Genomic DNA, 19,789 nt, shown 5'->3' with positions numbered 1-19,789 from the left:
TGGCGACGAGGGCAAAAGGTGGCAGTGATCGGCATCGATACCGGGGGCACCTTCACCGATTTCGTGCTCTGGCGGGACGGGCAGGTGCGCGTGCACAAGGTGCTCTCGACACCGGCGGCTCCAGAACGGGCGATCCTCGAGGGGCTCGCCGAGCTGGGACTCGATCCGGCCGGGCTGCGCATCGTCCATGGGTCGACGGTCGCGACCAATGCGGTCCTCGAAGGCAAAGGGGTGCGCACGGCGTTCGTGACCAACCGAGGGTTCGGCGATCTGTTGACGATCGGCCGCCAGGCACGCACCGATCTTTACGAGCTGCAACCGCTGCCCCGACAAGCGCCGGTGCCGGCCGATCTGTGCCTCGAGACCGGCGGCCGGCTCGCCGCGGACGGCCGCTGGATCGAGCCCCTGACCGACGCGGATATCCGCGCGCTCGTCGTCGCCGTCGAACGGCTCGCCCCCGAGGCGGTCGCGATCAATCTGCTCTTCTCCTATCTCGACGACCGCGCCGAGCGGGCGATCGCGGCGGCCTTGCCGGCCGGACTCTTCGTGTCCCGTTCGGCCGAGGTTCTACCGGTCTGCGGCGAATACGAGCGGGGCCTGGCCACCTGGCTCAATGCCTGGGTCGGACCGCTGGTCGGCCGCTATCTGGGGCGGCTCGGGCAGGCCCTGCCGGGGACGCGGATCGCCGTCATGCAGAGCAGCGGGGATCTGGTCGCGGCCGATCAGACCGCGCACCAAACCGTGCGCCTGCTGCTGTCGGGGCCGGCCGGCGGTCTCGTCGGTGCTGGTTTCGTCGGCCGGCTGGCCGGTTGCGACCGGCTCCTGACCTTCGACATGGGCGGTACCTCGACCGATGTCGCCTTGATCGACGGCGAGCCCCCCTTGACACGACTCGGGCGCATTGGCGGCTATCCGGTCGCGGTGCCGATGGTCGACATGCACACGATCGGTGCCGGCGGCGGCTCGATCGCGCGGCTCGATGCCGGCGGTGCGCTGCTGGTCGGCCCCGAATCGGCCGGCGCGGATCCCGGGCCGGCCTGCTATGGCCGCGGTGGCCGCGAACCGACCGTCACGGACGCCAATCTGGTGCTCGGCCGGCTGCGGCCTGAGGCCTTCCTCGGCGGCCGGATGCGACTCGCGACCGACGCCGCGCGGGCCGCCGTCGGCCGGCTCGCCACGGCGATGGGGCTGTCGTTGGAGGAGACGGCTGCGGGCATCATCGCGGTCGCCAACGAGCACATGGCCCGCGCGCTGCGCGTGATCTCGGTGCAGCGCGGCCGGGACCCCCGAGACTTCACGCTGACCTGCTTCGGCGGCGCCGGTGGGCTGCACGTCTGCGCTTTGGCCGATGCGCTAGGCATGACCCGCGCGCTGGTGCCGGTGCAAGCTGGCGTGCTATCTGCCCTTGGGATGCTGGTTGCCCGCCCCGGACGTGTCTTGTCGCGAACCTCGCTCGGCGACCTGATGGCGCGCACCGACGACGAGATCGGAGCGCAGTTCGCCGCGCTCGCCGCCGACGGGATCGCCGCATTGGAGGCCGAAGGGCAACCGCGGTCGGCGCTGACGGTTGCGCGGGGCGTCGAGCTGAGGTATCGCGGCCAATCCTATACGCTCGCCCTCGCATGGCAGGGGCGCACGGCCACGGCGGCGGCCTTCCACGACGCGCACGAGGCCCGCTATGGGCACCGGCTGGACCTGCCCGTCGAACTGGTCGATCTGCGGGTACGCGTGATGGCCCCTGGACAAGGGCTTGACCTGACCGGTTCCGCACCGAGCATGCCGACCCTCCGTTCGGGCGCCTCCTTCGAATTGGCGCGGATCCCAGGGTTCGCCCGGCCCGTGCCTGTCCTCGAACGCCTCCAGGTCGGCGAGGGCGGCAGCCGCCTGCCCGGCCCCGCGATCATCGTCGACACGCATGCGACCACCTGGCTGGCCCCGGGCTGGACCGCCTGGCGCGACCCGATCGGGAACCTGCACCTGGAGCGGGCAACCAGCTCCTGACGGCGAGCAGCCGCTGACGACGGGGTCTGCGACGGGATTCACCCCATCGCTTGGAGCGAGTGGCCCGAACCCTCCCCGTTCGCTAGAATATGCTTCATTTACCGCCCACTAAGGCGATGAGTTCATGTCCGTTCGCGTACTGATATCCCTGCTCCTATTGGCCCTACTCCTGCCGTCATCAAGTTCGGCCATGTCAGTGTTTCCCAGGATGGCCAAAGAGCCGATGCCCGAGCCGGAACCGGATCTCGAACAGATGCTGGTGCTCGCGTCGGCCTACGAACGCCTGATGGCGGATCTGGTCGTCGTCGAGAAATCGAAACGGCGCCTTTATCTGCTCAAGGACGACCGGCCGTTCCGGTCCTATCCGATATCGCTCGGTTTCGCACCCGAGGGGCACAAAGAGCAAAAGGGTGACGGCCGCACGCCGGAGGGCCGGTATTATCTGAACTGGCGGCAGTATTCGAACAACTTCTACCGCTCGATCCACATAAGCTATCCGAACGAAGAGGACCGGCTGAACGCGGCGCGGGAGGGCAACGACCCAGGCGGCATGATCATGATTCATGGGCAGCCGCGTTCCAATGCGCACCGCGAACTGCAAGAGATCCTGCGCAGCGAGGATTGGACGCGCGGCTGTATCGCGGTGTCGGATTCGGCGATCGACGAGATTTGGAAGGCGACCCGCAATGGCACACCGATCGAGATCCGACCCTGAACCGACCGCCGACGGGCACGCGACCTTCCTGTATCTGCACGGCTTGAACAGCTCCGGTCGGTCGCAGAAGGCGACGCGATTGCGCGAGCGGCTCGCGCCGATTCCGGTCCTGGCCCCAGACTATCCGGCCCATCGGCCGGACGAGGCGATCCGGCTCTTGAGCGGCTATCTCGACAAACTGTCAGAACACACGGATCCGGCATCCTTCATCCTGGTCGGTAGCTCGATGGGCGGCTTCTACGGCCAGTTCCTAGCCACTCGATACCGCATCGCGCACCTGTTCCTGATCAACCCGGCCTTGACGCCATGGGACCTGCTCGCCGATGTCCAGGGCACGGTTCTGACGACGGCGGACGGCGACACCTACGCGATCACGCCGGCGATGATCGAGGCCACCCGCCGCTACGGTCTGCCCGACCCGTGCCGCGGACCTCGCACACCGACGACCCTGTTTCTGGATCGCGGCGACGAGCTCATCGACTACCGGATCGCGCGGGACCTCTACCGAGGTTGCGCACGTCTGATGATCTTCGACGGCGGCGACCACGCCTTCCAGCATCTCGATGAAGCCATCGCGGTGATGGCCGAACAGACCCGTTCATGAACCGCCAGCCGCGAGGCCTGCCGATGCATGATCCCTACCTGCTTTTTCACCTGAGCGATATCCATTTCGGGCTCGAGGACCGTCGTGCGCTCGACTGGGTGAAGCAAGAAATTGCCGACAAGCGTCCCGACGCCGTGGCGATCACGGGCGATCTCACGATGCGCGCGAGGCACCACGAATTCGATGCCGCATGCGCCTGGATCCGCTTGCTGGATGTCCCGATCACGGTCGAGGTGGGCAATCACGACTTGCCCTATTTCAACCCGGTCGAGCGCTTTTTCGATCCTTACAAGCGGATACGGGCCATCGAGGACAAGGTCGAGGTGGAGATCGAGTTACCCGGGCTTGCCATCGTGCCGCTCAAGACCGTGGCCCGCTGGCAGCCGCGCCTGAACTGGTCGAAGGGCTGGGTGACCCATGCCGCGCTGGAGCAATGCCTCGCCGCGCTCGATGCGCTGCCGGACGGCACACGCGCGCTGGTGGCGGCCCACCATCCCCTGCGAGAAGCGGGCACGCGGGGCACGGCGCTGACCAAGCACGGCGAGAAAGCCATGGCGGAATTGGCCAAGCGGAACGTGCTCGCCGTGCTCTCGGGCCATGTCCACGACGCCTTCGACCTCACGCAGGAAACGGTGCACGGGCCGGTCCGCATGATTGGCGCCGGGACCTTGTCCCGGCGCCTGCGCTCGACACCTCCGAGCTTCAACGAGCTGCGCTGGGACGGCAAACATCTCGCAGTTCGTGTGCGCAACCTCGAGGGTCACGATACGCAAGACATGATGATCGACGACATACCCGAGGACGCAACGCCCCCGCGCCAGCCGGACGAACCGGTCGCTCCGGTCGACCAGGTCCCGCGTACCGATCTGAGTTCCCGCCATGGGCGCACCGACGAGTTCTCCAAAGGCCTATCCCTGGGCTAATGTGTCGATTTATCGGTCATTTGGTCCTTCCGCCGTGTGCATCCGTGGCTTTGTTTCGACGCGGAGAACGGTTCACAAATGAGCGGTACGACTCGCACTCCCGATGTCGGGGGTACGCTGCGCTAACCCGACGGTTCCCTGGGTAACAAGTCCATGCCCATGTCGGGCACGCTGGGGGTGGCTTCGGCCGCACGAAGGCCACAGCCGTGGCCGTCTGGCTGGATCGGGTTGCGGCTGAAGCCGCACCTACACCGCGCACCAGTTAACCAAGATCGCCGCGCATCAGTTGACCAAGATGGTGTTTTATCTCGCGGGAGTTGCCTAAACGGCGAGATCCGGTCGACCACGGGCCGCGATCAGGTCGTTCAGCAGGTCCCGTGGCTCGGCGATCAGTCCCTGGCCGACGGGGGTCGGAAAGACGGCGACCTTGCGCCCGTCGCGTTCCATGCCCGGCAACCAGCGGCCCATGAAGAGGTCGAGCGACAGCGGCTCGGGTACGCAATCGGACCAATCGTCGGTGGCCAGCGCCCGCGCGTAATCCGGATGCGGCCAGAAGGGAAAGCAGGGCTCGCCGTCGTCGCCCCGGTAGGCGACGAAGCCGCCGGGTCCTTTCAGGGTCCAGACCTCGCCATTGGCCAGCGCACGTTCGATGAAATCCTGATACTGGCCGTCCGCGGACAGGGCCAGGACCCGCAAGCGTTCCGCGTCGTCGAGAGGATAGCTCATGTCTTGCGCGCCTTGGCGAAGGCCGCCGCCATCGTGCCGGCCGCCGGGGATGGGGATGGAGTCTGGGCGCGCCGGTCGTTCCGCCCGGCTCGGGGCGCGGCGGCCTGGGGCTGGTCCGGCCTCTGACCGCGCCGCGGTGCGGCCTGGCCCGGTTCGCCGGGTCGCTCCGGCTGGGCCGGTTCCGGACGATCGGCGAGCCGCATCGTCAGCGCGATGCGCCGTCGCGCCTGATCGACTTCGAGCACCTTGACCCGGACCAGATCGCCGGACTTGACGACCTCGTGCGGATCCTTGACGAAGCGCTCGGCGAGCGCCGAGATGTGAACGAGCCCGTCCTGGTGGACGCCGACATCGACGAAGGCGCCGAAGTTCGTCACATTGGTCACGGTCCCTTCGAGGACCATGCCGGGCTTCAGGTCGGCCAGCGTCTCGACGCCGTCGAGAAAGGCCGCGGTCTTGAACTCGGGGCGCGGATCGCGGCCGGGTTTTTCGAGCTCGGCGAGAATGTCGCGCACCGTCGGCAGGCCGAACCGGTCGTCGGTGAACGCGGCCGGATCGAGCCGCCGGAGCGTCGCGCTGTCGCCGATCAGCTCGCGGAGCCCCTTGTTCGTCGTTGCGAGGATCCGCCGCACGACCGGATAGGCCTCCGGGTGCACGGCGGAGGCGTCGAGTGGCTCGTCGCCATCCGGGACGCGGAGGAACCCGGCACACAGCTGGAAGGTCTTGTCACCGAGCCGCGGCACCCCCTTCAGTGCCGCGCGATTCGCGAAGGCGCCCTGCTCCTCGCGGCGGCGGACGATGTTCTCGGCGATCGTCCTGTTCAATCCCGACACCTGGCTCAGCAAGGGCACCGAGGCGGTGTTCAGATCGACACCGACGGCGTTGACGCAATCCTCGACGACGGCATCGAGCGTGCGCGCGAGCTGCGACTGGTTCACGTCGTGCTGGTACTGGCCGACGCCGATCGCCTTGGGCTCGATCTTGACCAGTTCGGCGAGCGGATCCTGGAGCCGGCGGGCGATCGACACGGCACCACGCAGCGACACATCGAGCTCCGGCAGCTCGTGCGAGGCCAGCGCCGAGGCCGAATAGACGGAGGCACCGGCTTCGTTGACGATCAGCGACCGCAGACCCAACTCCGGGTGCCGGCGGATCAGGTCGCGGACCAGACGGTCGGTCTCGCGCGACGCCGTGCCGTTGCCGATGCTGATCAGCTTGACGCCGTGGGTCCGGGCGAGCTCGGCCAATGCCGCGATCGCCGCGTCCCATTGGTTCCTCGGCGCATGGGGATAGAGGGTCGCGGTCGCCGCGACCCGGCCGGTGCCATCGACAACGGCGACCTTGACCCCGGTACGCAGGGCCGGATCGAGCCCGATCGTCGGCAACCGGCCGGCCGGCGCCGCCAACAGCAGGGCCTTCAGGTTGCGGCCGAAGACGCGGATCGCCTCGTCCTCGGCGGCCTCGAGCAGACGGCCCTTCAGATCCAAGTCGAGGCGGGTCAGCAGTTTGACGCGCCAGGCCTTGCGTACCGTCTCGGCGAGCCAGGCATCAGCCGGGCGGCCGCGCTGGGCAACGCCGAAATGGGTCGCGATCATCTGGCGGCAGACCGCCTCCGGGTCATCCCCGTCGCCGGCGATCAGCTCCAGCGTCAACACCCCCAGGTTGCGCCCGCGAAACAGCGCCAACGCCCGGTGCGACGGGATCCGCGCGATCGCTTCACGGTAATCGAAGTAGTCCGAGAACTTGGCCCCTTCCTGCTCCTTGCCCGGGACCACGGCGGCAACCAAGCGCCCCTGTTCCCACAGGTACTCGCGCAGCCGACCGGTCAGCTCCGGATCCTCGGCGAAGCGCTCCATCAGGATCTGACGCGCGCCCTCGAGCGCGGCGGCGACATCGGGCACGCCCTTCGCGGGATCGACGAACCCGCCGGCGGCACCCTCGGGATCGCGGGCCGGATCCCCGAGCAGCATGCTGGCCAAGGGTTCCAGGCCGGCCTCGCGGGCGATCTGGGCCTTGGTCCGGCGCTTCGGCTTGTACGGGAGATAGAGGTCCTCGAGCCGCTGCTTGGACTCGGCAGCCTCGATCTCGGCGCGCAGCGAATCGGTCAGCCGCCCCTGTTCGGCGATACTCTTGAGCACCGTCGCGCGCCGCTCCGCCAATTCGCGCAGATAGCCGAGCCGCTCGTCGAGGTGCCGCAGCTGCGCGTCATCGAGCCCATCGGTGACCTCCTTGCGGTAACGTGCGATAAAGGGCACGGTCGCCCCCTCGTCGAGCAGCCGAATCGCCGCGTCGACCTGCGCGGCGCGGACCGCGAGTTCGCGGCTGATGGTTTCGGTGATGCTGATCATCGGATCCTGAGTCGTCTTGGATGGGAGAAAGGGACCGCGACAGTGTATTGGCGACCACTGGAGGCGACAAGCGGCGGGCCTGGGTCGGGAGGGCCGCGACGCGGTTCTCCGTGCTCCATTGCCCCGAGGAGGGGCCACGAGCGTGGCCAGCGGCCTGGGTGAGGCGCGCCGGTCGGCGCCATGCACAAGGGATCAGAGGGGGATCAGAGATGTACCCGACACCGACGGTGGTGACCTGGCAGACCGTGAGCGAGCCGCCGGCGCTGGCCGCCGACGGGCTGCACCTGTGGTATCTGGCCACCGATCGAGGCGACGCCGCACCCCGTCGCGGCCTGGACTGGCTGAGCCCGGAGCAGCGGCAGCGGGCCGACGCGATGCGCAACCCCGAGGTTCGCAACCGCTATCTGCACACCCAGATCGGGTTGAGGCGCATCCTGTCCGGCTATCTCGGGCATCATCCGCGCGATCTCGTCATCGCCCGCGCGAACAATGGCAAGCCTTTCGTCGCGGACCAACCCGGCGGACTCGAATTCAATCTGTCGACGACCGAGGGCCTAACGCTGATCGGCGTTGGCCGGCACGAACCGCTCGGTGTCGATTGCGAACGGTTGCGGACGCGAACCACACTCGATGCCATCGCCCGACGCCTGTTCGAGCCGTCGATTGCCGCCGCGATCGAAGCCGCCGGCCCGGATGAGCGAATCCAGCTCTTCCACCTGGCCTGGACCGCGCTCGAGGCCGACGTCAAGGCCGACGGGCGCGGTCTCTTCCGCTCCCGGCCGGCGACGGCGCCGGCCCCGACGATCCGTCATCTGATCCCGGCTGCCGGCTATGTCGCCGCGGTGGCGCGGATCGGATTACCACCGCGACGAGCCTGGCTGACCCTGATGCTCCGGGATGACGCCGAGGGCACAGAGGGTTAACCCGTGCGGGCGGGTGCCGCGTTAGCTCATTCGAGCGGCAGGCGCGACATGAAGTCCGAGACGATGGCCAGATCCGCGTCCGAATAGTCCTCGATCACCTCGACCATCTCCGGGTTGGCGTTGCGCCGTTCACCGTCGCGGATCATCCTGGCCTCGCGCAGCAAGTACTCGTAGTGCTGTCCCGAGACCCGCGGATAGAACTTCGCCCCGCTTCCCTGGCCGATGGCCCCGTGACAGCTCTCGCAGTCCTGCCGGTACAGTTCCTCGCCGCGCGCGAGATCCGAACCAGGACCCTTGCCATTGTCCGGCGTGACCGGCAAGGCCGCGAGGAAGACCGCGATGTCCGCGACCTCCTGTGTCGTGATCACATGGTCCGCGGCGAACGGATACATCTTTGGATTGTCGCGCCGCCCGGCCCGCACGTCGGTCATCTGCTTGATCAGCACCGACGCGTGTTGTCCGGCCAGCCGGGGATAGGACCCGTCATCCTCGCCTTCGGCACCGAAGCCGTGGCAGCCGGCACAGACATCGAACGAGATCTCTCCGCGAATCGGGTCACCGGTCGCCCTGAGCGCTTGCAGCATCTCACCGCGCATTTCGTTCCAGACGTAGTCCGGTGACTCGATGCCAGGCGCGCGCGGCTGCTTCGGCCGCTCCGCAACGGCCAGCGTGGTCATGACCATCGGCACGAGAACCGCCAACCACAACAATTGCTTCTTGTAGACTTGAATCATCTCTTGTGTGCTCCGCTTAACGGTCGAGCCGATCAACGCATACTGGCGATGTATTCGGCTACTGCCCGCATCTCCTCCTCGGTCATGCGCGCCGCGACCGTGCGCATCAACCGACCTCGATCGTTCGTGCGTTCCTCGTTTGCGAACAATCTCATCTGGTCGAACACATAGGGCGCGTTCTGACCAGCGAGAAACACCGAGCGAGGAGTGCCGGTGCCATCCGGCCTATGACATCCGGCGCACGCCGGCAGGCCGGTCTCTCGGTTGCCTTCATGGTAGACCTGACGGCCCCTTTCCACGAGCTGCGGGTTGGTGACGACCCCGGGGCCCGGCCGTTGCGTGCTGTAATGGGCTGCGAGGGCGCGCATCTCGATGCGCGACAGGCCTTCGGCGAACGGTTGCATACTGGGGTTCTGGCGCTCGCCCCGTGCATATTCCAGCAATTGCTTCTCGATATACTCCGCCTGGAGACCGCCCAATCTCGGGAAGGCCGTCGCCGGCGGATTCCCGTCGAGACCATGACAGGCGACGCAGAGGCTATTGATGATCTCGACCGCGTCGCGAGCCAGCGTCGGCGGCGGCGCCAGCATTGCGATCGCGACCAACAGCGCGCCGACGACGACCTGGGCGCGGGGGCGATGCGGAGCGGGTCGCGCGGCGATCGCGCGCCCACTCCCGGAATGAGCAAGGGTTTGCACGCTTTCTATCCTCCAAACTCGGGTATTGATCGGCCCAGTCACCGGAAGGGCGTTCGGCTTGGCCCCATGGCGTCGGCCAGCCGGTGCCAATCCCGCCGGACCCGACAACCGGTGTTCACGCACCGGTCGCCAGGAACGACCCTCGCATGGCCTAGAAGGCCACGTTCACGAAGAGACCGACCACATTGTTGTGATAGTTTTGGGTCCCGCTATCCAAATAGACGTGCTGGGCAGCTGGAACGGGATTATCGTACACGCCATCATAGTGCCAATCCTTGATCGTCCCTTGCTCGTAGCGGTACAGCGCCCGGATCGCTACCGTCTTCGAGACCGGCACCAGCAGGCTGAGATCGAGGAAGTGCTGATTCGCTTCCATGTCCGGCATCCCAGTGCCGATCAACGCGAGCTGATCAGCCGTGAAGTTTGCCCCGGTGGTATTCGGATTGAACTGCTGGTTGATCTTGGTCACGCCGGTCGCATACGAGTAATCCATCTGCAACCGCGCCCAACCGAGATCGTATTGGCCCCCAACCCCTATCACGTGGTTGGTATCCTTCGATTCGACTTCCCACTGGTTGCCGATCGGCCAACGCGGGTTATCCTGACCGTTCGCACACAGGTCACGCCAATTGGTGGCGCCGACCGGTACCGCCGACAGCAGGGTGGTCCCAGCCGGCGCCTCTCCGGTCGTATTGACGACCCCATTACTGAAGAAATAGTAGGTTTGGCCGATGACACAGGCCCCGCCGTTCCGTCCGACCTGCTGCAAACGCCCCTCTTGGTAGGCATAGAAGCCGTAGAGACCGAGCCGGTGCGTCGGCTGATAATTGACGTCCAGGTTGGCACTGGCCAAACGACGGTTGTCGGTGCGGCCGATCGGGGAATCCGGGTACTCGCTGTCTTTGTATTGCAGTCCCAGACCGATATCCAAGGCCTCGGCCGCGATCAGGTTCAGGCGCCCATTGAGGACGAGTTGGTTGCGATCAGCGATGTCGTACTTGCGCAGATCGTTGCCACTGTGCAGCCAGTTGTTGACGTTCCCGGTCACGGGCTCCGGCCCCATGCTGGCGCTGACCGATTCGGTGAGATCAATGACGTTATAGCGATCGCCACGTCGCTCGCCGTACTCGGCGGACAGGCGCAGGGTGCCAAACTCGAAACCTCGATTGACGTAACCGAGCTTCAGCATGTTCTCCCAGGTCTTGTCACGCTCGCGATGATCCCGTCGGTACTCCTCGCGCTCCAATGTCGCATTGATGCTCGAGGCCCGCGTCAACTGGTAATCACCGCCCAGGACATAGTTGAGCTGGCTATAGTCGAATGGTGTGTTGCGGATCGGGATGGCACCGCTGTTCGGCACGATGCCCAGCGCCCGGGCCGCCGCGATGTTGCAGCCAACCGAAAGGAATTCCGGATTGCTGACGAAGCTGTTTCCAGCACCATCGTTGGTCAGCCGGCCCCACTGACCGGTCAATGGGTTGCAGGCCCAATACTCGGTCGAGTTGTCGGTCTCGTAGTAACGGATCCGGCCCCTGACATCGAGCTTGTCGATTGGCTTCAGCACCAACCCGACGTCGAACAGCATGGTATCGATCTGGGCGTCGGCGGATTGTCGGGTCAACGCGGCTGGCGTGTTCCAAACGTTGTCCGTTGGGATCCCGTTGATCGCGCCGCCGACGAGATCGAAACTGGTCGGTGGGAGCAAACTGTCGTCCTGGCTCATCCGGCTGAACGAGGCCACCGCGGTGAAACGCCCGCTGTAGAAATCCGGCAGCGAACGGGCGTATTCTCCTTTGACGTTGTAATAATCATTATCCGGATACAGGTCATATACGCCCCTCGTAAAGGTCGTCGGCGGCACCCCGGTATTGACCTGCGCGAAGAGTGGATTCTCGACGGTCAGGGTCGAGATGTTGTTGCGGAAAAGCGAGGCGGTTGCGGTCAGATTCAGGTTGTTGAGCCCGTCGTCATAGCGAAGCGCCGCCATCAGATCATGGGTGTCGTAGTCGATCGCCTCCGGGATCTCCACACTCGGCCCGCCCGGCGTTGCGCCGAAGATCGCACCGAAAGGCCGGGACCCCTTGCGCTCTTCCTTCGAGTAGCTGCCGAGCAATTGCCAATTGTCGGTCAGGTACTTGTCGAAACGCAGACCGCCCTTGCGACGAACGATGCCAAGCTCGACGAAATCGGCCGTCATGAGTTCATTGACGATGTTGGCGTTGGTCGTCGCGGCATCAGTGCTGCCGCCCGGCGTCAGATTGATCAGCGGAAGGTAACTGTCGTCGGTGCTGCTCCACAGTGAGCGGTAGGTGGTCGTGAAAACGTGTGGCGTCTCGTTGTAGAAGACCTGGCCGCGCCAATCGTTGTAGCGGCCAAACTGAACGCCGAAGAATTGGTCTCGGTACCCGAACGCACCGCCCTGCGCCTCGACGAAGGTGGCGCTGTCGGGCCTCAGGGCATCGACCCGAAAGTTGTTCAGATACAGCCCCGAATCCAGATCCTTGTACTTCTTGAACCAGGCACTGTTGTCGGACCCCGTGACCGCCGTTCCGCCGAGCTCGATGTGGCCGGAGTAGACCCAGCCGGCGGCCTCGGTCTGCTCTGGCGGCAGGTAGGGCCAATCGTAGAGCTGGCCGGTCGGGGTGCGCTGGTAACGTAGCGCGTCGAGACCCTCGGGGTCGCGTGCGCGCAGCGTATTGAGGTAACCCGGGTTCAGCGCATTGCCGAGCACCGAGTCGACACCCAGTGCTGTGCTGGCCGACACCGATGAAGTGGGGGCCAATGCCGCCCCAACGCAACAGCTCAGGAGCGTCAGTCGAAAGGTAGTGGTCATCGCGGCAGACCTCGACGGCGACACGGGGAATCGACCCGTGAAACGGTTGGGTTCATCGCAAACAGGGCTCATCGCTGCCACCTCGCACCGGCTGGATGGTTGCTACCGTGAACCTGCGTGTGGCAGTTCTGGCACGAACGTCCTATGACCTGCCGGGCCGGCTGGCCACCGGGCAACAGGCCCGCCGCCGCCGTCTGGTTGGCGCGATACAGGTTCGCCGGATGGCCGCCGGAATTGTGGCATTGCTGGCACAGGAAGGGCCGAGCGGTGACGAGCAGCTTGTCGTGATTCGAACCGTGCGGCTGATGGCAATTCGTGCAGCTTTCGCGGACCGGCGCATGCTCCCATAGGAAGGGGCCGCGCTTCTCGGCGTGACAGGCGTAGCAGACCTCGTTGACGCTATCGGCCTTGAGCAGCGGCTGAGTCGTCGAACCATGCGGGTTGTGGCAGTCGACGCAGCTCATCTTGCCCTCGGGCAATGGCATGTGCGAACGCCGCATGAACTCGGCGCGCTGCTGCGTGTGGCAGGTATAGCAGGTTTCGCTGATGCCCCGCTTCTTCAGGTCCCCCCCCGCAAGCGCGAACTTCGACATCGGGTTGTGGCAATCGCTGCACGCGATCTGGTTATTGTCATGGGTCGAGCTGACCCAGTGCAGACGTTCCCCGCCCTGATGGCAACTCAAACACTGGGCGTTCTGCTTCGCGACCGGCGTATCCCAGTGACGCGTGTAGCCGATGATCAGATCCCTGTCCCAGGTCTCCTCGGCGTGCAGAGATCCCGGACCGTGGCAGGCCTCGCAGACCGCGGCCTCGACCTGGTTGCGCGGATTCAGCTTGAAGGTCCGCGAATGCAGCGTATAGGAGTAATGCTCCCCAGCATGCTCGTGGCACTCGAGGCAGGCCTGCTCGCCAATATAGGTGGCCGGCCGATAATCGGCCACGCTCGTCGGCGTGCCATCGGCAGCCGCCACCGAGGCCCGCTGCTGGTTGTCGGGCGTGCAGGACACCGTGACGATCGCCGCGAGGGCAAGGATGAACAGAATCCAAGGACCGCGGTAGGCACCGGCGGCTTTCATCTGGCTTGTCATTGGCTAGCGATCCCCCCTTGGAGGTTGGTTGACCTAACAACAGACAGCCCAATCGCGACACAGGGACAAGCCCCGTCGCCGGCAACTGCCCAGCGATTCATCGAAAAGCCTTGAAAAAAGACAGGCGGCCGGAGACAAATGACCCGGCGACCCGACACGGGTCGCGCAAGGCCCAAACCCTCGACCAGACACCCGCCGAGCTCACGCACGGCGAGCAGTCCCCCTTTGGTTATCTTTCTTGTTTGTTGTCTTTGTTGTTCTCGCCCGGCAGACGTCGAACCGCCGCGGCCCTGATCGTGACCTTGACCCGGCCCATCGGACACGGCTTCAAGCACGCTGTCAGTGTGCCAAAGATGGCCGCTTCAGTATTGTCTTTGCGTGACGGGTGTATTGCCTGACAGCGACATCGCGGTGGATGGTTCGGCTCTCGATGCCGAGGTTGATCCCTCGGCCCAGCCTACTGGCGCTCCGCAGGCGGCTGCATCAGCCATTACCGCGCATGAGCCGTCGCCCCGACCTTGCCCGCGAGCCTCGCGGGGCGAGATCCCGAAGTGTCGGCGAAAGGCCCGGCTGAAGTGCGCATGGTTATTGAAGCCCCAGGCGTACGCGATCTCGCTGATCGAACGTCTTGCCGACGCCGCGTCGCGCAATTCGCGGTGACAGCTCTCCAGGCGTTGAACCCAGATCCAACGCATCAGCGACATGGGTTCATTCGCGAACAGGCGATGGATCTGCCGGGAGGAGAGATTGACCCCGTTCGCGATCAGCTCCACGTCGAGCTCGGGATTGCGCAGATGCATCCGCGCGAACCGCTTGACGCGTTCGCGGTGGTACAGCGACCGAACGACGCAATCGGAACTCGCCGGCACCGCAAAGCAGATCACGGCGCCGAGCAGATCGATCAATGCATTGGCCAAGCCCTCGACGCTGGGGGCATCCAAGGTCTCGCGCCAGCGCTGCAGTGAGCGGACCGCGTCGAGAAAAACCGCGGGGACCCCGCCATCGGACGCGATCCGTCGCCCGACCGCAAGCCGCCAGGATGGAAAGCTGTCGGCAAACTCCTGCTCCGGAACCTTGACCAGCGCCATCTCGGCCCCACTGGACCACGACAACTCGAGTGGACGGTGGGTCCGAATCAGACAAAGATCGCCCTCCTCCAACTCGGCCACGCGATCGGCCTGAGTCAGGCGCGCGCGCCCCGCGAGCAAGACCACGGCGGTCAATTCGGCTGTGCCCCCGGCGGCCCGACATCGGGCCGCCTGTGGACCACCTCGGAACCAGACGACCTCGACCCGGCCGATCTCTTGGCTCGTCAGGCTGGGATCGAAATCGCTCGCGACCCCAAGAACCCCGGAACCCTGGATCGATCGGTCCAGGGCGTCGACCAACGATTGACCTTCGGCCGTAATCGGGTCGTTTCTGTTAAACGCGTCCCACGTCAGGGGACTGGCAAGCGATGACAGCACGGCTATCCCCCCTTTTGCGGTGTGCGTTTGATTGTTGAAGCCTTTTTATGATTGTGTGAATAGTCGACCCTGTCAACCCCGATGGACAACGCGGTCGTCAATGACATTTGTCAACGCTGGCCAGGTGAATGCGCAACTCGAAAGGGGCTAGTCGTCGTGCGGTTCGCTGATCGTCTCGTTGCCGCTCGCTCGATCCATTCCACGAAAAAGGGAACCTGGTGCCCGCAGCAACGAGACAGCGGCTGAGACTGGTCGGCCCGATCGCGCCGACGGAGAGGTTGGAGCACGACCACGGGGGTCGACCCATGGCCAAGCGAAGTGATTCAATCACCACCGGCATGCCGAACTTTGGAACGGCTTCTACAGGTCCCCACCTCCTTTGGGGACAAACACCACCCTGGAGACACCTACACTGATGACAAGCCCAACGTCCCGCCGATCGATTCCGCTACTGATATTGCTGGCCTTGATTTGGCTTCCGGGGCCCGCAGCAACGCAGCCACTGACCGCACCGCAACAGGTCGTCGAGAAGGTCTCGGACGAACTGATGCGCGTACTGCGCGAAGACCGCCAACTCATCGAGCGCGACCCGGAATACGTCTACCGCCTCGTCGACGAACGCTTTCTGCCGCATGTCGACTTCGAACGGGTATCGGCGCTCGTGCTCGGCCCCGTCTGGCGCGAGGCCAGTCCCGCGCAACGCGAGGCGTTCGGCGAGGAATTCAAGCACATGCTGATCCGCAGCTATGCCGCCGCGGTCAATGAGCTCAGCGAGTGGGAGATCCAGTACCTGCCGATGAGCCTCGATCCCGACGCGCGCAATGCCATCGTGCGCACCCGCATCCTGCGCCGCGGTGGCCAGCCGACGGCCGTTGATTACCGGATGGTGCGGCGCGGTGAACGCTGGCTGGCCTATGATGTATCGATCGAAGGGGTCAGCCTGCTCGCAAACTACCGCTCGAGCTTCGTGCGCCTGGCACGCGAGCGCGGTATCGATGGCCTGATCGCAGACCTCGCCGATCGCAACCTGGAGCGGCAAGGCTCGTGAGCCCGACGAGAACGGCGACCGGGCCCGAGCCTCGCCGCGGTACCCCGACGCCGCCACCCGTCAGCGATAGAGCCGGAATTCATCCGTGATCTCGCGCCAACGAGCCTCGTCGGGGGCGAGCCGACGCTCGAGGTCATCGGGCGCGGCGTGTGCATCCTCGATCCACTCGCGCAGGAAAGGCCCTCCGGCGAGCAGATCGATCGCCAGACGCTCGGTCTCGTATTCGTAGGGGAAGTGACGCCATAGCGGATAATCGGGGTGCTCGCAGCGAACCGCTTTCAAGAACAGGGCCATCAGCCGATAGGGACGGAACCGGTGGTGCTCGTAATAACGATTATCGGTGTGGATCTGTAGACCGGCGCACAGGTGCCCTGCGTGCTTGTGAAAGGTCGGCTCGAACCAGCACGGCCTGAGCGAGGCGCCCTCCAACCAGTTCGGCGCAAGCGAATGCATGCGGCTCAGAAGGGGTTCGATCGCCAGATCCGGCGCGCCGAACAACTCCAAAGGCCGCGTGGTGCCCCGCCCTTCGGACAGAGTCGTGCCCTCGAGCAACACGGTCCCGGGGAAACAGCGCGCCATGTTCGGCGTCGCTGCGTTCGGGCTCGGGTTGATCCAGGACAATTCGCCGACCGGCCAACCCCAACCCGGCGGTTGGTCGGGCTGGTAGCCGCCCATCTCGATTACACGCAGATCCAGGTCCAGGCGACGCTCGGCGACGAACCAGCGGGCGATCTCGCCAAGCGTCAGCCCATGGCGCATCGGCAGCGGTCCGGCACCGACGAAACTCTCCCATCCCGGCTCGAGCAGGCTCCCCTCGATCGGGCGCCCGGCGGGATTCGGCCGGTCCAGCACCCACAGGCTGCGCCCGGCCGCGGCGCAGGCTGTCAGCAGATAGGTCAGGGTCGTCAGGTAGGTATAGATCCGGGTACCGATGTCCTGGAGGTCGACCAGCAACACATCGAAGCTGGCCAGCATCTCGGCCGTTGGGTAACGCACCTCGCCATAGAGGCTGAAAACCGGGATCCGGTAGCGCGGATCCAGATAATCGGCCGTCTCGATCATATTGTCTTGCTTGTCGCCGCGCATTCCGTGTTGCGGGCCGAAGGCCGCGAACACTTCGAGGTCCGGACCATCGTGCAGCGCGTCCAGGCTGTGACGACCGGCCCCGGTCAGGGACGCCGGATGGCCAAGCAACGCCAGGCGCCGACCGCGCAAGGGGCGCTGCAGATCGGCCTCGCCCAGCAGGCGATCGATCCCGAGTCGAATCGGCGCCGGGTCAGCCAAGCTGCGTGTCATCCCAGTCGGCGTCGCCGACCGACGGCCTCTGTGGCTCGGGGTCACGCTCCGGAAAATTGGCCTCGAGGACCTTGAGAAAGCTCTTGGCCTGCGGAGACAGGAATTTGCCGCGGCGCAGCACGATGCCGTAGCTGCGTTTCGGGAAGTAACGGTCGAGAGGGATCCGCGCGAGGGACTCTTCGCCGGTCAGACAGACGTCGGTGACGATCGAGATACCCAATCCCAATTCGACGTACTTCTTGATGACCTCCCAGCCACCGGCCTCGAGCGTGACGCGATAGCCGAGGTTGTGCTGTTTGAAGACCAGGTCCACGATCCGCCAGGTGCTGAGGTGCCGCGGTGGCAGAATCAGGCCGTATGGCGCGATGTCCTCGAGGCTGACCTCTTCCTTCTCGGCCAACGGATGTCCCAGCGGCGTGATCAGCGTCGGTCGAAAGGTCACGACCGGCCGGTAGGTGATGTCGTCGGGCACCTCGAGCATCGATCCGACGGCCAAGTCGACGGTGTCGGCACGCAGCATCGCGAGCCCGTCGCGACCCGTCACGTTATGCAGCTTCAGATCGATCCCGGGATATTGCTCGGCGAACTGCTGCACCGGACCCGGAAGCACATAGAGGATCGTCGACTCCCCGGCCGCGACGTTGAGCACACCCTGATCGACCCGCCCGCACTGGGTCGCAAAAGTCTCATGGAGCTTGTCCATCCCTTCGACCAACGGCTCGGCAAGCTGAAACAAGAGGTCCCCCTCGGGCGTCAGCTTGATCTTGGGGCCACGGCGCTCGAACAGGATGGTGTCGAACTCGCGCTCCAGGGCCTGGATCTGCAAGGACACCGTTGGCTGACTGAGGAAGATCTTCTCGGCCGCTGCGCTCACGCTGCCGGTGCGGGCCGCATGACAGAAGGCTCGCAACTGCTTGAGCCGGTTTTGCTTATAGTGAATCTGGAGGCTCGCTGGGGCCATATCTGTCCGCCTTCTGGATTGATCGCGCCAATAATAATCCAAAAGCATGACCCGTGTCCGCTTTGGTGCTGGACAGCGCCATCCGACGCAGCCAATCCGGGCTGCGTGTCGAGGCCAGCGGACTCGACCCTCGCGATCGACGGCAAGCCACCCCCGGCTGACTCCCAGTCAAAGACGATCGAGTTGGTCGAGGATATTCTGCGCGACCCGGCGCTGGTCGGCATCGCCGTCGATCAGAACTTCGTAGAGCAAGGTCCGGATCTGCCGCCGGTCTCCACCCGAGAGGCGCAGATCCTGGACCTCGCGCAACTTACCGGCGACCTTTTCCGCCCGCTTGCGTGCCAGCTCTTCGGCCTCGATCGCGTCGAGCTCGGCCTCCATCTGCTCATCGGTCATGGGCTCGAAACGACCAGGCGCGTGGAACTCGCTACCGGCAAGCTCCCGCCCAACGACTGTTTCGCTCGCGGCCGATGCGCCGCGCGCCATGACCTCAGGCGATGCCGGCTCCGGATCCCCATCGACCTCCGAGACATTGCGGTGCCGGCGGACGAAACGCGAAAAGATGATGCCCAATTCGTAAAGAAGCCAAACTGGGATCGCCAGCAGGGTCTGGGAGATGACATCAGGCGGCGTCAACAGCATGCCGATGACGAAGGCACCGACGATGACGTAGGGTCGGTACCGTACGAGCTGCTCCGGCGTCGTGGCGCCGATGGCGACCAGCAGGATCGTCGCGATCGGAATCTCGAACGCGAAGCCGAAGGCAAAAAAGAGCTTGAGAACGAAATCCAGGTAGAAGGCGATGTCCGGCATCTGGGTGACGCCGGTCGGCGTCACGGCCGCGAAGAAGGCGAAGATCAGCGGGAAGACCACAAAATAGGCAAAGAGCATACCCAGATAAAACAAGAGGATGCTGCTGATCAACAGCGGAATGGCCAACCGTCTCTCGTGCTGGTAGAGGCCTGGCGCGACAAAGGCCCACAGCTGATAGAGCAGGTAGGGCATCGCGACGAAGATCGCCGAGACCAAGGCCAGCTTGAACGGGGTCAGGAAAGGGGACGCGACCTGGGTGGCGATCATGCTCGCCCCGTCCGGGAGTTTCGCGATGATCGGGGCCGACACGAACCCATAAATGTCGTTCGCGAAGGGGAACAGGAGCAAGAACACCACAACGACCGCGATCACCATGCGAATCAGGCGATCGCGCATCTCGATCAGGTGAGAAATGAATGGCTGCTCGGCCCCGGGATCGTTCGGATTCGTTGGCGAGGACATCGCGCGTCGCTCAGGCTCCAGTTCGGATCATTCTGATGTGGAAACCCTGACCGGACGCGTCTCCGGTCCGGGTCATGGGTGTCCTGGTGTTCTCGAATAGCGTCAGGGCTGGAAACGGGTTGCGCGGAATTCGTGGTGACACCCGCGAAC

At 65.1% G+C, this 19,789-nt stretch carries 16 protein-coding genes; 6 read left to right on the top strand and 10 right to left on the bottom strand.

Annotated features, from left to right (window positions below; translation table 11 throughout):
* The first annotated feature begins 18 nt into the window (after positions 1–18).
* From ABC977_RS05150 to ABC977_RS05135, 4 genes are all read left to right on the top strand, one after another.
* Positions 19–2,001: a hydantoinase/oxoprolinase family protein gene (locus ABC977_RS05150; RefSeq protein ID WP_369666172.1), complete on the top strand. Its 1,983-nt coding sequence runs from the start codon at positions 19–21 to the stop codon at positions 1,999–2,001.
* Positions 2,002–2,209: 208 nt separating this feature from the next.
* Positions 2,210–2,716: a L,D-transpeptidase family protein gene (locus tag ABC977_RS05145; RefSeq protein WP_369666171.1), complete on the top strand. Its 507-nt coding sequence runs from the start codon at positions 2,210–2,212 to the stop codon at positions 2,714–2,716.
* Positions 2,688–3,320 (top strand): YqiA/YcfP family alpha/beta fold hydrolase, encoded by a 633-nt coding sequence (locus ABC977_RS05140; RefSeq protein ID WP_369666170.1) that lies wholly within the window; start codon positions 2,688–2,690, stop codon positions 3,318–3,320. Before ABC977_RS05145 ends, ABC977_RS05140 begins: the two co-directional genes overlap by 29 nt.
* Before the next feature lie 23 nt (positions 3,321–3,343).
* Complete coding sequence (locus ABC977_RS05135) at positions 3,344–4,243, top strand: metallophosphoesterase family protein (protein WP_369666169.1); 900 nt, start codon at positions 3,344–3,346, stop codon at positions 4,241–4,243.
* Between the two features lie 321 nt (positions 4,244–4,564).
* On the opposite strand, the gene ABC977_RS05130 is transcribed toward ABC977_RS05135, so the two are convergent.
* On the bottom strand, positions 4,565–4,969 hold the full coding sequence (locus ABC977_RS05130) for a DUF2750 domain-containing protein (RefSeq protein ID WP_369666168.1): 405 nt from the start codon (positions 4,967–4,969) through the stop codon (positions 4,565–4,567).
* Positions 4,966–7,317 (bottom strand): Tex family protein, encoded by a 2,352-nt coding sequence (locus ABC977_RS05125; RefSeq protein ID WP_369666167.1) that lies wholly within the window; start codon positions 7,315–7,317, stop codon positions 4,966–4,968. The genes ABC977_RS05130 and ABC977_RS05125 overlap by 4 nt, the downstream gene beginning before the upstream one ends.
* A 209-nt stretch (positions 7,318–7,526) precedes the next feature.
* Here ABC977_RS05125 and ABC977_RS05120 point away from each other — a divergent pair, with 209 nt between their 5' ends.
* On the top strand, positions 7,527–8,240 hold the full coding sequence (locus ABC977_RS05120) for a 4'-phosphopantetheinyl transferase family protein (RefSeq protein WP_369666166.1): 714 nt from the start codon (positions 7,527–7,529) through the stop codon (positions 8,238–8,240).
* Between the two features lie 26 nt (positions 8,241–8,266).
* Here the strand turns inward: ABC977_RS05120 and ABC977_RS05115 are convergent, their stop codons facing one another.
* From ABC977_RS05115 to ABC977_RS05095, 5 genes are all read right to left on the bottom strand, one after another.
* A complete protein-coding gene (locus ABC977_RS05115) occupies positions 8,267–8,974 on the bottom strand; it encodes a c-type cytochrome (RefSeq protein ID WP_369666165.1) in 708 nt (235 codons plus the stop codon).
* 32 nt (positions 8,975–9,006) lie between these two features.
* On the bottom strand, positions 9,007–9,672 hold the full coding sequence (locus ABC977_RS05110) for a c-type cytochrome (protein ID WP_369666164.1): 666 nt from the start codon (positions 9,670–9,672) through the stop codon (positions 9,007–9,009).
* A 151-nt stretch (positions 9,673–9,823) separates the two neighbouring features.
* Positions 9,824–12,505 carry an MtrB/PioB family outer membrane beta-barrel protein gene (locus ABC977_RS05105; protein WP_369666163.1) on the bottom strand — a complete coding sequence of 894 codons (2,682 nt, stop codon included), beginning with the start codon at positions 12,503–12,505 and terminating at the stop codon, positions 9,824–9,826.
* A 68-nt stretch (positions 12,506–12,573) separates the two neighbouring features.
* Positions 12,574–13,581 carry a DmsE family decaheme c-type cytochrome gene (locus ABC977_RS05100; RefSeq protein ID WP_369666162.1) on the bottom strand — a complete coding sequence of 336 codons (1,008 nt, stop codon included), beginning with the start codon at positions 13,579–13,581 and terminating at the stop codon, positions 12,574–12,576.
* A gap of 374 nt (positions 13,582–13,955) precedes the next feature.
* Complete coding sequence (locus ABC977_RS05095; protein ID WP_369666161.1) at positions 13,956–14,981, bottom strand: helix-turn-helix domain-containing protein; 1,026 nt, start codon at positions 14,979–14,981, stop codon at positions 13,956–13,958.
* Positions 14,982–15,474: 493 nt separating this feature from the next.
* On the opposite strand from ABC977_RS05095, the gene ABC977_RS05090 reads away from it, so the two are divergent.
* Positions 15,475–16,107 (top strand): MlaC/ttg2D family ABC transporter substrate-binding protein, encoded by a 633-nt coding sequence (locus ABC977_RS05090; protein WP_369666160.1) that lies wholly within the window; start codon positions 15,475–15,477, stop codon positions 16,105–16,107.
* Between the two features lie 60 nt (positions 16,108–16,167).
* On the opposite strand, the gene ABC977_RS05085 is transcribed toward ABC977_RS05090, so the two are convergent.
* The 3 genes from ABC977_RS05085 to tatC form a co-directional block, all read right to left on the bottom strand.
* Positions 16,168–17,403 (bottom strand): exo-beta-N-acetylmuramidase NamZ family protein, encoded by a 1,236-nt coding sequence (locus tag ABC977_RS05085; RefSeq protein WP_369666159.1) that lies wholly within the window; start codon positions 17,401–17,403, stop codon positions 16,168–16,170.
* Positions 17,384–18,364, bottom strand: coding sequence for a LysR family transcriptional regulator (locus tag ABC977_RS05080; RefSeq protein ID WP_369666158.1), 981 nt, complete (start codon positions 18,362–18,364; stop codon positions 17,384–17,386). Before ABC977_RS05080 ends, ABC977_RS05085 begins: the two co-directional genes overlap by 20 nt.
* Before the next feature lie 168 nt (positions 18,365–18,532).
* The gene (tatC, locus tag ABC977_RS05075) at positions 18,533–19,639 is read right to left on the bottom strand and encodes a twin-arginine translocase subunit TatC (RefSeq protein ID WP_369666157.1); all 1,107 of its coding nucleotides are present in this window, start codon (positions 19,637–19,639) and stop codon (positions 18,533–18,535) included.
* Between the last annotated feature and the right edge of the window lie 150 nt (positions 19,640–19,789).

It is taken from the genome of Thioalkalicoccus limnaeus, from assembly GCF_041197575.1.
In the GTDB taxonomy this organism is placed as follows: domain Bacteria; phylum Pseudomonadota; class Gammaproteobacteria; order Chromatiales; family Chromatiaceae; genus Thioalkalicoccus; species Thioalkalicoccus limnaeus.
This window is presented reverse-complemented; position numbering and strand designations above follow the sequence as displayed.